This window comes from Psychroserpens mesophilus (genome assembly GCF_050617655.1).
In the GTDB taxonomy this organism is placed as follows: Bacteria; Bacteroidota; Bacteroidia; order Flavobacteriales; family Flavobacteriaceae; genus Psychroserpens; species Psychroserpens mesophilus_A.
Window position 1 is genome coordinate 1 of the sequence record NZ_JBODQC010000517.1, and the last position, 235, is coordinate 235.

At 52.8% G+C, this 235-nt stretch carries 1 protein-coding gene; it reads right to left on the reverse strand.

The genetic code is table 11. From position 1 onward, the window contains the following. Window positions 1-235, reverse strand: a 235-nt coding sequence (locus ACRHNM_RS18220) for an aldehyde dehydrogenase family protein (RefSeq protein WP_431138035.1), incomplete at both ends; no start/stop codon positions are given.

The window sequence follows — 235 nt, forward strand, 5'->3', positions numbered from 1 at the left end:
CGAGAGTTCCCTTCCGTAACCGGATGCTTTGACACCCCCAAAAGGCAACCTGGGATCGCTTTTGACCAATTCATTGATAAATACCGCACCTTCTTCAATTTCGGGCACAAGGCGTTCCGCCCGCGCCGTATCCCGCGTAAAGAGCGAAACCCCCAAGCCGTATTGTGAATTCCCCAATAGGTCCAGGGCTTCGTCTTCGTCATCAAATTCCGTAACTGCGAGCCAAGACCCGAAT